This is a genomic window from Streptomyces sp. NPDC102467, from assembly GCF_044765445.1.
In the GTDB taxonomy this organism is placed as follows: Bacteria; Actinomycetota; Actinomycetes; order Streptomycetales; family Streptomycetaceae; genus Streptomyces.
The window spans coordinates 316,873-330,039 of the sequence record NZ_JBIWKA010000003.1; the positions used below are offsets into that span (position 1 = coordinate 316,873).

A 13,167-nucleotide genomic window follows, 5' to 3' on the forward strand; every position below is an offset into this window, starting at 1 on the left:
ATTCCTCCGGGTGGGGGCCCGAAATGGGTGGGAGTGGCAGGTTGTTGTACGTCGGGAAAGGCCGGTCGGTCAGGCGGGTCCGGCAGCCGTCACGCCCGGCGCCACGGCAGCTCCGCCGTGATCCGGGTCGGGCCGGCCGTCGGCGAGTCGACCAGGAGGATGCCGTCGACCGCGTCGAGGCGCTCGGCCAGCCCCGCGAGGCCCGAACCGGCGGCGGCGTCCGCTCCGCCCACCCCGTTGTCGGAGACCTGGAGCATGAGGCGGTCGCGGGTGCGCCACACGTCGACCGTCGCCCGGGTGGCCCGGCTGTGCTTGCTGACGTTCTGCAGGAGCTCGGAGACCGTGAAGTAGGCGATGCCCTCGATGGCGGGCGCCGGACGCTCCTTCAGGTCGACCTCGACCGTCACCGGCACCGTGCACCGCGAGGAGACCGAGGACAGCGCCGCGTCCAGGCCGCGGTCGGTGAGCACCGCCGGGTGGATGCCGCGCGCCAGATCCCGCAGCTCCTGCAGCGCCGTCTTCACCTCGCCGTGCGCCTCGTCGACCATGCGGGCCGCCGTCTGCGGGTCCTCGCTCAGCTTCTCCTTCGCTAGACCCAGGTCCATGGCCAGATTGACCAGACGGGCCTGTGCGCCGTCGTGCAGATCGCGCTCGATACGCCGTAGATCCGCGGCCGCCGTGTCGACCACGACGCCCCGGTCCGACTCCAGCTCCACCACACGCGACGCGAGCCGCGAAGGACCGAGCAGCCCGGACACCAGCAGTCGGTCCACCGTCGTGAGCGCCCGCACGATCCACGGCGTCGCCAGCGTGACGAGCAGGCCGACCGCCGCGGTCAGCGTGATCTCGAAGGGGTTGTTCAGGTACACGGAGTGCGCCTCGTCGCCGTACAACTGCAGACCCGCCTGGCCCGCGTACATCGGGAAGACCCACTGCCACAGCGGGTACGTGAGCAGCGACCAGCCCGTCGTGAAGAACGCGATCGCCACGGAGAACGAGAACACCGCCCACGGGAAGTGCAGCACCGTGTAGAGCAGATGACGCCACGAGACGCCGCTCTTGAGCGTCGCGCCCATCCACGCCAGCGGGCCGCCCGTGCGCGGCCGCACCGGCTCCGGCGAACCGATCTCCAGGCCGAGCAGCCCCCGCGCCCGCGCCCGTTCCACGGCGCCGAACCCGCGCGCCCCGGCCAGGGCCGCCGCGAGCACCGGCACCCCGATGAACGTGACGAGCAGCCCGGCGCCGAGCGACATCATCGTCACCGACCAGACGAACGCGACGATGGCGATCGGCAGACTCAGCAGCAGGTAGGCGAACTCCCGCCAGGCACGTCCCTCGATCGGGGCACGCAGCCCGGCCGGCAGACGGCCGAGCCCGCGCCGCTGTGGGCGGGGCTCGTCGTCGTACGAGTACTCGCCGCGGTATCCGTACTGCTGCGTGGCCATGGGCGCCGTCCGTTTCTGCTCGTGTCCGCTGCTCTGATGTCCAGGTTCCTCCGGAGCGGGGCCCCGGGCCATGCGGCGGGTCGGCGTCTTCGACCGGGGGTTTTCCCTACCCCCGCCGCCCGACGGCCCTGGCGCTACGACCGGTCGCGCCAGGGCAGCTCGGCCGTGACCGTCGTTCCGCCGCCGTCGGGCGAGTCCACGACGAAGAGTCCGTCGACCGCGCCGAGCCGCTCCGCGAGCCCGGACATGCCGGTGCCCTTGTCGAGGCTGGCGCCGCCCTGACCGTCGTCCTGCACCTGGATCAGCAGCCGCTCGTCCGACCGCCACACATCGACCGAGGCCTTGGTGGCGCGGCTGTGCTTGCTGACGTTCTGCAGGAGCTCGGAGACCGTGAAGTACGCGATGCCCTCGATCGCCTCCGCGGGCCGCGCCGGCAGCTCGGCCGTCACCTTCACCGGGACCGTGCAGCGCGAGGCGATCGAGGAGAGCGCCGCGTCGAGGCCGCGGTCGGTGAGGACCGCCGGGTGGATGCCGCGGGCCAGATCCCGCAACTCCCGCAGCGCGAGCTTCACTTCACCGTGCGCCTCGCCGACCATCTCGGCCGCCGCCTCCGGGTCCTCGAGCAGCTTCTCCTTGGCGAGGCCGAGCCCCATGGCCAGATTGACCAGGCGGGCCTGTGCGCCGTCGTGCAGATCGCGCTCGATACGTCGTAGATCCGCGGCCGCCGTGTCGACCACGACACCCCGGTCCGACTCCAGCTCCGCGATCCGCCGCTCCAGCTCGTCGGAGGGCGACAGCAGGGCGCGCACCATGGCCCGGTCCGCGTTGGTGAGGCCGCGGGCGACGAACGGCAGCACGGGCCACAGCACGAACAGGCCGACCAGCGTCACGGTGAACGTCAGGATGCCCCACGGCAGCCGGATCAGCTCGTACAGCACCGCGCGCCAGCCCACCGGGTCCTTCAGCCCGTTCCACAGCCAGCCGAAGAAACCGTCCTCGCGCCGGCGCGGCAACGGGCTCGGCTCCTCGATCCGCACCCCGAGCAGCTTCCGCGCCCGCCCCCGCTCCGCCTTGCCGAGCAGCCGCGCACCGGCCAGGCCCCCCGCGATCAGCGGCAGCCCGATCACGGTGACGGTCAGGCCGGCCCCGAGCGCCAGCATCGTGAGCGCGTAGATGAACCCGAGGACGGCGAGCGGAAAGCTGGTCAGGAGAAACGAGATCTCCTTCCAGGTGTGTCTGTCGTAGGCGAAACGCGGCGACGGCAGCACCGGGCGCTCGTCGTCCGCGGCCCCGGGCGGGTGCAGTGGGTCGGTCATAGCGAAAGAGTGCCTTGCGCGCGACGGGCGGCGCCATGAGGCGGACCGGCCGGGAGGAACGGGGGATAACCCCACCCCGCCGAGTGCGACGGCCGGGCCCGCGAGGCTTACCGTCCCTTTAACAGGCCCTAGACTCCCGTGCGTACAGATCGTCGAACACGAACACGCGAGGGGCGACAGACGTGACGGGACCCACCGTGACCGTCATCGCGGCGGACACCTCCGACGGCCGTGCCCACGGCTACGTCCAGACCTACGCCGATACATACGCCCATGATTACTTCCAGTCGTATGCGGTGGTCGGACTGCTCGCCGTCGTCGGCGTGCTGTTCGTCGCCGTGGCCTTCGGCGCGGGACGACTGCTCCGCCCGGTGGTCCCCACCCCGGAGAAACTCCTCACGTACGAATGCGGCGTCGACCCCGTCGGCGAGGGCTGGGCACACACCCAGGTCCGCTACTACGTGTACGCGTTCCTCTACGTGATCTTCGCGGTCGACTCGATCTTCCTCTTCCCCTGGGCCACGGTCTTCGCCGCGCCGGGATACGGCGCGACGACCCTCGTCGAGATGTTCATCTTCCTCGGCTTCCTCGCCGTGGGCCTGCTCTACGCATACAAGAAGGGCGTCCTTACATGGGCGTGAGTGACGTGACCCCCTCGGAACCGGTGTACCTGCCCGAGCCGAAGCGGCTCGGCGTGCTCTCGCGGCTGGCCCCCGAACCGATGAAGGTGGTCCTCAACTGGGGCCGCCGCTACAGCTTGTGGGTCTTCAACTTCGGTCTCGCCTGCTGCGCCATCGAGTTCATCGCCGCGTCCATGGCGCGGCACGACTTCATCCGGCTCGGCGTCATCCCCTTCGCGCCGGGCCCGCGCCAGGCCGACCTGATGGTCGTCTCGGGCACGGTCACGGACAAGATGGCCCCGGCCGTGAAGCGCCTGTACGAGCAGATGCCCGAGCCGAAGTACGTCATCTCCTTCGGCGCCTGCTCCAACTGCGGCGGCCCGTACTGGGACTCGTACTCGGTGACCAAGGGCGTCGACCAGATCATCCCCGTCGATGTGTACGTGCCCGGGTGCCCGCCCCGTCCCGAGGCGCTGCTCCAGGGCATCCTCAAGCTGCAGGAGAAGATCGCCCGCGAGTCGCTCGGCGAGCGGTACGCCTCCGCCGACGCCGCGGCAGGCCGGCCCTCCGTGGCGGCGCTGAGCAGCGACCTTGTACAGCCGCCGAAGCCCGCCGGTTCTGCGGAGGGTGACCGATGAGCTGGCTGCCTGGCCCCGTCGAGGAACTGTTCGGCGCCGACGCCACCGTCGAGGAGGCGTACGACCTGCTGACGGTCGACGTCCCCGCCGCGTCATGGATCGAGGCTCTCCAGACGGCCCGTACGACACTGGGGTGCACGTACTTCGACTGGCTGAGCGCCGTCGATGAACCCGGCGACGGGTTCCGCGTGTGCGCGCACGTCGCGGCCGTCGCCCCCCGGTCCGTACGCCGCCTGCTGCTGCGCACGACCGTGCCGCACTCCGCGCCGGTGCTCGCGTCGGCGATCGACGTGTACGCGGGCGCGTCCTGGCACGAGCGCGAGACGCACGAGATGTTCGGCATCGCCTTCGAAGGCCATCCGCATCTGGTCCCGCTCCTCCTGCCCGACAGCTTCGAAGGGCACCCGCTGCGCAAGGACTTCGTGCTCGCGGCGCGCGTCGCGAAGGCGTGGCCCGGCGCGAAGGAGCCGGGTGAGTCCGCGGCAGGAGCGGGACACAGCGGGCCGAAGCGGCGCCAGATGCTGCCGCCCGGCGTCCCCGACCCGAACGAATGGGGCCCGCTGAAGGGCCAGCTGCCGCCCGCCCCGGCCCGCCCGTCCCGCGCGGCGCGTCCCGCGCGGGGTGCCGGAGCCACGGCGGCGGCGGGGGCCGGAACGGGTGGCCCGGGTGGCCCGGGTGAGCGTCCGGCCCGGCGGGCGCGGCCGGCGAGCGAGGGCTCGGTGAGTCAGGGGGCGGCTGTGGATGACCCGGCTGTTCCGGGGGGCGGGACTGTTCCCTCTGCCCCGGCTGTTCCGGGGGCCCCGGCTGCTTCGGATGCCCCGGCGGGGGAGGCGCGTCCGGCGCGCCCGGCCCGGCGTGCCCGCAGCGTGTCCGAGGGCTCGGCGAGCCAGCGACCCGCGTCGGCTGATGAGCCGGGTGATGCGCCGGGGAACGGCCCGGCCCCGGCCGAGGCACCGTCCAAGCCCCGGTCATCCGATGCGCCCTGGCACCACGCCAAGCCCGCGTTCGACGACGCGCCGCAGAGGCCGGACCTGGAGTCGGGCTCGCAACCGGACCCGGACCCGGAGTCGGGCTCGCAACCGGACCCCGCAGAGACGCCGACCGAGCCCGAGGGCGACCCGACCGGCAACGACACGACGGGCAATGACACGCCCGGCAAGGACACGCCCGGCAAGGACACGCCCGGCAATGACACGCCCGGCAAGGACACACCCGGCAACGGCACGACCGACGGAGGCACGCAGTGAACGACGCTCTCGACGTCGCCCTGCGCCTCGTCGTCGTCTTCGTCGCCTTCCTGGTGCTGCCCCTGGTCGTGGGCCAGACCGAGCACAAGGTCATGGCCCACATGCAGGGCCGCCTCGGCCCCATGTACGCGGGCGGCTTCCACGGCTGGGCCCAACTCGTCGCAGACGGCGTCAAGTTCGCCCAGAAGGAGGATGTGGTCCCGGCCGACGCCGACCGCCGCGTCTTTCAACTCGCCCCCGCCGTAGCCCTGTTGCCCTACCTCATTGTCCTGCTGGCGATCCCGGTCGGGCCCGGCGACGGCGCGGTCGGCCAGGTCATCGACGCGGGCATCTTCTTCGTGCTCGCGGTGATGGGCGTCGGCGTGCTCGGCTCGCTGATGGCGGGCTGGGCCAGCGCCAACAAGTTCTCCCTCCTCGGCGGCCTGCGCACCGCCGCACAACTGCTCGCCTACGAACTCCCCATGCTGCTCGCGGCGGCCTCGGTGGCGATGGCGGCGGGCACGGTCTCGCTGCCCGGCATCGTCGACGCCTTCGCGTGGTGGTGGCTGCCCTGGCAGATCGTGGGCGCCCTGGTCTTCTTCGTGGCGGGCCTCGCCGAGCTGCAACGCCCGCCCTTCGACATGCCGGTCGCCGACTCCGAGATCATCTTCGGCGCGTACACCGAGTACACCGGGCTGCGTTTCGCACTCTTCCTCCTCGCCGAGTACGCGGGCATCGTCGTCCTGTGCGGTCTGACCACGGTCCTCTTCCTCGGCGGCTGGCACGGTCCGTGGGGTGCCGACGGCCTGGGCTGGATCTGGACCCTCCTCAAGACGGCGATCCTCGCCTTCGTCGTCATCTGGCTGCGCGTGTCCTACCCCCGGCTGCGTGAGGACCAGCTCCAGAAACTCGCCTGGACCACGCTCATCCCCCTCGCCCTCGCGCAGATCGCGCTCACCGGAATCGTGAAGGTGGCGATCAACTAGTGCCTCCGATCCCCGGGTCCGGCCTGGCCAAGGGCCTCGCCGTCACCCTCCGCACGATGACGAAGAAGACCGTCACCGAGCAGTACCCGGACGCCCAGCCCGAACTCCCGCCCCGCACCCGCGGCGTGATCGGCCTGTTCGACGAGAACTGCACGGTCTGCATGCTGTGCGCCCGCGAGTGCCCCGACTGGTGCATCTACATCGACTCCCACAAGGAGACGGTCCCCGCCGCCGTCGAGGGCGGCCGCGAGCGCAGCCGCAACGTCCTCGACCGCTTCGCCATCGACTTCTCCCTCTGCATGTACTGCGGTATCTGCATCGAGGTCTGCCCCTTCGACGCGCTCTTCTGGTCCCCCGAGTTCGAGTACGCCGAGACGGACATCCGCGAACTCACCCACGAGCGCGACAAGCTCCGCGAATGGATGTGGACGGTCCCGTCCCCGCCCGCCCTGGACCCGGCAGCCGAGGAGCCGAAGGAGTTGGCGGCAGCCCGCAAGGCAGCGGACAAACTGGAGGCAGCCGAGGCAGCACGGGTAGCCGAGGCAGCGCGGGCCTCCGAGGCCGCGCAGGCAGCGGAGGCCGCCCCGTCCGACGACCCCGGAGAGGGGACGCCCGCATGACCCCCGCCGCATCGGCGGCATCGGCCGCCGTCACCACGGCCGCCGAGAGCCACGGGTTTCTCTCCCCGACGGGCGTCGAGATCGCCTTCCTCCTCGTCGGCCTGGTCACCTTCGGCGCCGCGGTCGTCACCGTCACCACGAAGCAGCTGGTGCACGCCGCGCTGTGGCTGGTCGTCGCCCTCGGTGGCCTCGCCGTCGAATACCTCCTGCTCACCGCCGAGTTCATCGCCTGGGTGCAGGTCCTCATCTACGTCGGTTCCGTCGTGGTCCTCCTCCTGTTCGGGCTGATGCTGACCCGCGCGCCCATCGGCCGGTCACCGGACGCGGACGGCCCCAACCGCTGGGCCGCACTGACCGTGGCCGTCGCCTCCGCGGCCGCCCTGGTCTGGGTCGTCGTCGACGCCTTCCGTGCGACGTGGATCGATCTGGACGTGGCCGCCCAGGGCAACACGGCCGTGACCGGATCGATCCTGTTCCGGCATTGGGTGCTGCCCTTCGAAGCGCTCTCGGTCCTCCTCCTCGCGGCCCTGGTCGGCGCGATCGTCCTGTCCCGCAAGAAGAACGCGGCCGAGACCGAGACCGAGGCCGACGTCCGGGCCGGTACCGATACCCGTGCAGACACCCGTGCAGACACCCGTGCAGACACCCGTGCAGACACCCGTGCAGACACCCGTGCAGACAACGTCACCGACGCTTCCGCCGGCCGGGAGGGCAACCGCTGATGCACCTCGCTTATCCCGCCGTCCTCTCGGCCCTCCTTTTCTGCACGGGCCTGTACGGAGTCCTGGCCCGCCGCAACGCGATCCTCGTCCTGATGTCGGTCGAGCTCATGCTCAACGCCGTCAACCTCAACCTCGTCGCCTTCGACGTCTGGCTGCGCGACGCCCTGCACTCCGGGCAGGCCCTGACCCTGTTCACCATCGCCATCGCCGCCGCCGAGATCGGCATCGGCCTGGCGATCGTCCTGGCCGTCCACCGCAACCGCGGCACGGCGGACATCGACAAGCTCCGCGACTCCGCCGAGCCCCACGACCCGGACGACGACCCGCACGACCCGTCGGACGCCACGGCGACAGCCGGCACCCCGGCCGATCCGGCGGACAAGAAGTCGGCGGGCAAGCAGACGGCGGACAAGAAGACGGCGGACAAGAAGGCCGAGGCCACCGCGTGACCACCACGACCCTCGCCGTACTCGTCCCCCTCCTGCCGTTCCTCGGCGCCGTCGCCGCTCTCCTGCTCGGCCGCACCGCTCCCGCCTTCGTCCGGCCGCTGGCCGTGCTGCCGACGCTGGCCGCACTGGTCCTCGCCGTCGTCGTCGCCGTCCAGCAGGGCGGTGGCACGGGCAGCCGCACCGCGGCCCTCGACGCCCACACCGAGCTCACCCCGACCGGTTCCGTACCGATCGAACTCGCCCTGCACATCGACGGCTTCGCCGCCCTGACCGCCGTCCTGGTCGGCCTGGTCGCGACCTGCGTCCAGCTCTACTCGACGGGCTACCTCCGCGACGACCCGCGCTACTCCTCGTACGCCGCTCTCGTCTCGCTCTTCACCTCCGCGATGCTCCTCGTCGTCTACTCGGGCGACCTGATGGTGCTGCTGGTCGGCTGGGAAGTCATGGGCATCTGCTCGTACTTCCTCGTCGGCCACTACTGGGAGACCCCCGAGGCGCGGGCCGCCTCCCTCAAGGCCTTCCTCGTCACGAAACTCGGTGACGTCCCCTTCCTGATCGGTCTGTTCGCGCTCGCCACGGACGCGGGTTCCTTCCGCATCACGACGATCCTGGGCAAGGTCACGAGCGAGGGCGGCCTCGACCACCCGACCCTGATCGCACTGCTGCTCCTGGCCGGTGTGGCGGGCAAGTCCGCGCAGTTCCCGCTGCACACCTGGCTGCCCGACGCGATGGCGGGCCCCACGCCCGTCTCCGCGCTGATCCACGCCGCGACGATGGTCGCCGCCGGCGTCTACTTCGTGGCCCGCCTCCTCCCGGTCTTCGCCGCCTCGCGGGCAGCCCTGATCGTGCTGGCCGTCATGGCCGCCGTGACCATGGCCGGCTCGGCCCTCGCCGCGCTCGCCCAGGACGACATCAAGCGCGTCCTCGCCTACTCGACGATCGGCCAGCTCGGCTACATGACGGGCGCCCTCGCCGTCGGCGACCGTGACGCCGCCGTCTTCCACCTCCTCACACACGGCGCCTTCAAGGCGCTGCTGTTCCTCGCGGCGGGCGTGATCATCCACGCCGCCGGCACCAACTCACTCGCCGCGATGTCCCGCATGGGCAACCTGCGCGACCGCGTCCCCGACGCCTTCTGGACGATGACCGTGGCGCTGCTCGCGCTCGCCGCGATCCCGCCCTTCAGCGGCTTCTTCTCCAAGGAAGCCGTCCTCGGCGCCGCCGAACACACGGCCACAGGACATGAGCAGGGCATCCCGGCCGCGTCCGGCTGGATCGTCCTCGTAGCGGGCCTGGTCACGGCGCTTTTCACCGCCGCCTACGCGACCCGTCTGTGGCTCCTCGCCTTCAACGGCCGGGGCACGCAGGCCCCCGACCACGGCAGGCAGCCGGCCGTGATGAACATCGTCCTGTGGGTCCTGGCGATCCCCTCCCTCGCTTTCGGTCTGGCCACGGGCGTCCTGCCCGACTGGTTCGACGGCCGCTCGCTCACCCCGACCCTGACCACCTCCGTCCTCGGCACCGGCTTCGCGCTCGTCGGCGGCCTGGTCACCTACGCGGCGTGGCGCCACACCACCGCGATGGCCGCGCGCCGGACCCCGATCGGTGCGGTCGCCGTCGACACCGAGTCCGGAGACGGCGGCCTGGTCGAGGCCGAGGCCATCGCCACGCACACGGCCGCGTACGGAGACATCGCGGGTGCCCCCGACCCGGCCGACCCGGGCCGTCTCCTGCTCGGCCCGCTGCACCGGCACGCCGCCGTCGGCTTCCACCTCGACGCCGTCTACGCGACGCTCTTCGTCCGCCCGGTCCAGGGCGCGGCAGCGCTCGTCGGCTTCCTCGACCGCACGGTCGTCGACACCTATGTACGCGCGGCCGCTGAAGCCCCCAAGGCGCTTGGCTGGGCCGTGCGCCGCGCACAGACCGGAAACGTGCAGACCTACCTCAGCGCACTGCTCGCAGGCACCGTCGTCCTGGTGGTCGCCGTCGTCCTCGTCGCCACCGCCGGAGCGTGAGCAGCCGTGATCGATATCAGCGAATCCGTGATGCAGTTCCTTCTCGCATTGATCGTCGTCGGACCGCTCATCGGGGCCGTGGCCGCTCTTCTCCCCGCCCCGCCGGGGCTGAAGGGAAACTCTCCGGACCAGGCCGTGCTCCGCCACGGCGTGACCGTGACCGGCGTGATCCTCATCGCGGCGATCGTCCTCGCGCTCGGCTTCGACCACGACCATCCGTCGAAGATGCAGGCCACGACCGACATCAGCTGGATCCCCGCGCTCGACGTGCGTATCCACCTCGGCATCGACGGCATTTCCCTCCCCCTCCTGGTGCTCACGGCGCTGCTGACGTTCCTCTGCGCGCTGTACTCCTACTTCAAGATGCCAAGTGGGCCTTCCCCCAAGGCGTTTGTGGCCCTGATCCTCGTCCTGGAATCAGGCACGCTCGCCACCTTCGCGGTGCTCGACCTCCTCCTCTTCTTCCTCGCGTTCGAGATCGTCCTCATCCCCATGTACTTCCTCATCGCGCGCTGGGGCGGCGCGGAACGCACAGCCGCCGCCTGGAAGTTCATCCTTTTCACCTTGCTCGGCTCGGTCGTGATGCTGCTCGGGATTCTCCTTATCGGCGTTAAGTCGGGCACGTTCGACATGATGGCACTCGCCACTGACAACGGCCGGGGCCTGACCTCGTCCGTGCAGGTCATCGCCGTTCTGGCGATCGGTATCGGGCTCGCGGTGAAGACCCCGATGTGGCCGCTGCACAGCTGGCTGCCGGACGCGCACACCGCCGCCCCGACCGTTGGTTCCGTCCTCCTCGCCGGGGTCATGCTGAAGATGGGTACGTACGGGTTCGTCCGGATCCTGCTCCCCATCGCCCCCGACGGAATGCGGACGTTCGCGCCGTACCTCGCCGCGCTCGCCGTCGTCGGGATCATCTACGGCTCCCTGGCCTGTCTGAACCTCGCGAAGCAGGGCGCGAAGGGTGATCTCAAGCGCCTCATCGCGTACTCCTCCGTCGGCCACATGGGCTTCGTCCTGCTCGGCATCGCGACGATGAGCCCGACCGGCGTGAACGGCGCGCTCTTCGCCAACATCGCCCACGGCCTCATCACCGGCCTCCTCTTCTTCCTGGTCGGCGCGCTGAAGGACCGGGCCGGCACCAGCGACCTCGACACCCTCGCCGAGCAGGGCGGCATGGCGCTGTACGGCAAGGCACCGCGGTTGGGCGGCCTGCTCGCGTTCGCCGCCGTCGCCTCGCTCGGACTGCCGGGACTCGCCGGGTTCTGGGGCGAGATGCTCGCGCTGTTCGGCGCGTTCAGGCCCGCCGACGACCTCGGCCGCCCGGCCTTCCTCGTGTTCATGGCGATCGCCGCGCTCGGCACCCTGCTCACTGCCGCGTACATGCTCATCGTGGTCCGCCGCATCTGCATGGGCCCGCGCACACGCGAGGCGCCGGACCTCGCCGATGTGCGGGGATACGAGATCGCCGCCTGGACCCCGCTCGTCGCCCTCACCGTTCTCGCGGGTCTGTGGCCCGCCGCCCTGCTCGGCCTCACGAACCCGGCCGTGCAGAAGCTCCTCGCAGGAGGCCTCCAGTGACCGCCGTCGCCGCGCCCTCCGTGGCGTCCCTCGTCCAGTCCGTCGACTGGCTCGCGATCGCCCCGCCGACGATCGCGGCGGTCGTCGCCCTCGTCGTCCTGGTCGCGGACCTGTTCGTGAGCGAACGGCGCAAGCCGGTCCTCGGCTGGATCTCCGTGGCGGGCCTGGCCGCCGCCGCACTCGCGCTGATCCCGCTGATCGGTGACGAACGCTCCACGTTCTGCCTCGCGTCCTCCCAGGAAGCGTGCAGTTACACGGCGGACCGCTTCACACTCGTCGTCCAGTTCCTGGTGCTGGCCGGCGCCCTGCTCACGGCCCTGCTCTCGATCAGCACTCTTAAAGACGCGAAGAACGCGAACAAGCCGCTTCCCGAAGGGGAGTTCTGGTTCCTGCTCCTGTCCTCCGCCGCGGGCGCCGCGCTCCTGCCCGCCTCCCGCGACCTCGCCACGCTCGTCGTCGCCCTGGAAGTCGCCTCGCTGCCCGCCTTCGCCCTCGTTGGCATCAAGCGCGACGACAGGCGGTCCTCCGACGCGGCCCTGAAGTTCTTCCTGTCGTCGGTCACCGCGACCGCCGTCACCCTCCTCGGCGTGAGCTTCGTCTACGCGACCACGGGCACCCTGCACCTCACGAAGGTCGCCTCCGAACTCACCCACGTGAACGGCCAGTTCCACACCCTCGCCCAGGCGGGTGTCGCCCTCACGCTCATCGGCTTCGCCTTCAAGACGGCCGCCGTACCGTTCCACTTCTGGGTGCCCGACACCTACGTAGGCGCGCCGCTGCCGATCGCTGCCTACTTGTCGGTCATCGGCAAGGCGGTCGGCTTCTCCGGGCTCATCCTCGTCACCGTCATCGCGTTCCCCTCGTACGCCGACGTATGGGGCCCGGCACTCGCCGTCCTCGCCGCGCTGACGATGACCATCGGCAACGTCGCCGCCCTGCGCCAGCAAGCCACGCGCGCGTACAGCGCCGTGCGCCTCCTGGCCTGGTCCTCCGTCGGCCAGGCCGGCTACCTCCTGGTGCCGATCGCCGCGGCCGCGTACTCCGACGACCCCCAGAAGTCGATCGGCTCCACCCTCGCGTACGCCCTCATGTACGCCGCAGTGAACCTCGGCGCCTTCGCCGTGGCCGCCCTCGTCGCCCGCACGAAGCCGCTGAACCGGCTGAGCGACTACCGCGGCCTGTACGCCTCACGCCCGCTCGCCGCGCTCGTCCTGGGCTTCTTCCTGCTGTGCCTGGCCGGCCTGCCGCCGGGCATCATCGGCCTCTTCGCGAAGGTCACGGTATTCTCGGCGGCCGTCGACGCGGGCCTGGGCTGGCTCGCGGTCGTCATGGCCGTGAACGTCGTCATCGCGCTCTTCTACTACCTCCAGTGGACCGCGGCCCTCTTCCGCACCCCTGAAGGCGAGCCGGCCGCATACCGCGCCTCCTTGCCGCTCACGGCCGCGATCGCCGTCACAGCCGTCATCGGAGTGGCCCTGTCCGGAGCTCCACAATTGATCCTTCACTTTGTGGACAGTGGGCTGTTCTCGTGACGCGGCAGATTGTCAAA

The 13,167-nt window shown here is 70.9% G+C and carries 12 protein-coding genes; 10 read left to right on the plus strand and 2 right to left on the minus strand.

The window, feature by feature from the left end; genetic code table 11:
- Positions 1 to 89: 89 nt before the first annotated feature.
- Positions 90 to 1,445: a sensor histidine kinase gene (locus tag ACIREE_RS07330; protein ID WP_404147583.1), complete on the minus strand. Its 1,356-nt coding sequence runs from the start codon at positions 1,443 to 1,445 to the stop codon at positions 90 to 92.
- Positions 1,446 to 1,579: 134 nt separating this feature from the next.
- The gene (locus ACIREE_RS07335) at positions 1,580 to 2,761 is read right to left on the minus strand and encodes a sensor histidine kinase (RefSeq protein ID WP_404147586.1); all 1,182 of its coding nucleotides are present in this window, start codon (positions 2,759 to 2,761) and stop codon (positions 1,580 to 1,582) included.
- A 296-nt stretch (positions 2,762 to 3,057) separates the two neighbouring features.
- Here ACIREE_RS07335 and ACIREE_RS07340 point away from each other — a divergent pair, with 296 nt between their 5' ends.
- Genes ACIREE_RS07340 through ACIREE_RS07385 form a run of 10 tightly spaced genes read left to right on the plus strand, consistent with a single transcriptional unit; the run spans position 3,058 to position 13,150 of the window.
- A complete protein-coding gene (locus tag ACIREE_RS07340) occupies positions 3,058 to 3,402 on the plus strand; it encodes an NADH-quinone oxidoreductase subunit A (protein ID WP_404148206.1) in 345 nt (114 codons plus the stop codon).
- Complete coding sequence (locus ACIREE_RS07345; protein WP_404147589.1) at positions 3,393 to 4,019, plus strand: NADH-quinone oxidoreductase subunit B; 627 nt, start codon at positions 3,393 to 3,395, stop codon at positions 4,017 to 4,019. Before ACIREE_RS07340 ends, ACIREE_RS07345 begins: the two co-directional genes overlap by 10 nt.
- Positions 4,016 to 5,266: an NADH-quinone oxidoreductase subunit C gene (locus ACIREE_RS07350; protein ID WP_404147592.1), complete on the plus strand. Its 1,251-nt coding sequence runs from the start codon at positions 4,016 to 4,018 to the stop codon at positions 5,264 to 5,266. The genes ACIREE_RS07345 and ACIREE_RS07350 overlap by 4 nt, the downstream gene beginning before the upstream one ends.
- Positions 5,263 to 6,231: an NADH-quinone oxidoreductase subunit H gene (locus ACIREE_RS07355; protein WP_404147595.1), complete on the plus strand. Its 969-nt coding sequence runs from the start codon at positions 5,263 to 5,265 to the stop codon at positions 6,229 to 6,231. Before ACIREE_RS07350 ends, ACIREE_RS07355 begins: the two co-directional genes overlap by 4 nt.
- Positions 6,231 to 6,851 carry a NuoI/complex I 23 kDa subunit family protein gene (locus tag ACIREE_RS07360; protein ID WP_404147597.1) on the plus strand — a complete coding sequence of 207 codons (621 nt, stop codon included), beginning with the start codon at positions 6,231 to 6,233 and terminating at the stop codon, positions 6,849 to 6,851. Before ACIREE_RS07355 ends, ACIREE_RS07360 begins: the two co-directional genes overlap by 1 nt.
- Positions 6,848 to 7,573, plus strand: coding sequence for an NADH-quinone oxidoreductase subunit J (locus tag ACIREE_RS07365; RefSeq protein WP_404147600.1), 726 nt, complete (start codon positions 6,848 to 6,850; stop codon positions 7,571 to 7,573). Before ACIREE_RS07360 ends, ACIREE_RS07365 begins: the two co-directional genes overlap by 4 nt.
- Positions 7,573 to 8,022 (plus strand): NADH-quinone oxidoreductase subunit NuoK, encoded by a 450-nt coding sequence (nuoK, locus tag ACIREE_RS07370; RefSeq protein ID WP_404147603.1) that lies wholly within the window; start codon positions 7,573 to 7,575, stop codon positions 8,020 to 8,022. The genes ACIREE_RS07365 and nuoK overlap by 1 nt, the downstream gene beginning before the upstream one ends.
- A complete protein-coding gene (locus ACIREE_RS07375) occupies positions 8,019 to 10,037 on the plus strand; it encodes an NADH-quinone oxidoreductase subunit L (protein ID WP_404147606.1) in 2,019 nt (672 codons plus the stop codon). The genes nuoK and ACIREE_RS07375 overlap by 4 nt, the downstream gene beginning before the upstream one ends.
- 6 nt (positions 10,038 to 10,043) lie before the next feature.
- A complete protein-coding gene (locus ACIREE_RS07380; RefSeq protein WP_404147609.1) occupies positions 10,044 to 11,618 on the plus strand; it encodes a NuoM family protein in 1,575 nt (524 codons plus the stop codon).
- Positions 11,615 to 13,150 carry an NADH-quinone oxidoreductase subunit N gene (locus ACIREE_RS07385; protein WP_404147612.1) on the plus strand — a complete coding sequence of 512 codons (1,536 nt, stop codon included), beginning with the start codon at positions 11,615 to 11,617 and terminating at the stop codon, positions 13,148 to 13,150. The genes ACIREE_RS07380 and ACIREE_RS07385 overlap by 4 nt, the downstream gene beginning before the upstream one ends.
- The last annotated feature ends 17 nt before the right edge of the window (positions 13,151 to 13,167 follow it).

Coding starts and splice junctions, on each gene's coding strand:
- ACIREE_RS07335 (WP_404147586.1), bottom strand. CDS start 2,761: ATGACCGACCCACTGCACCCGCCCGGGGCCGCGGACGACGAGCGCCCG.
- ACIREE_RS07330 (WP_404147583.1), bottom strand. CDS start 1,445: ATGGCCACGCAGCAGTACGGATACCGCGGCGAGTACTCGTACGACGAC.
- nuoK (WP_404147603.1), top strand. CDS start 7,573: ATGCACCTCGCTTATCCCGCCGTCCTCTCGGCCCTCCTTTTCTGCACG.
- ACIREE_RS07365 (WP_404147600.1), top strand. CDS start 6,848: ATGACCCCCGCCGCATCGGCGGCATCGGCCGCCGTCACCACGGCCGCC.
- ACIREE_RS07350 (WP_404147592.1), top strand. CDS start 4,016: ATGAGCTGGCTGCCTGGCCCCGTCGAGGAACTGTTCGGCGCCGACGCC.
- ACIREE_RS07345 (WP_404147589.1), top strand. CDS start 3,393: ATGGGCGTGAGTGACGTGACCCCCTCGGAACCGGTGTACCTGCCCGAG.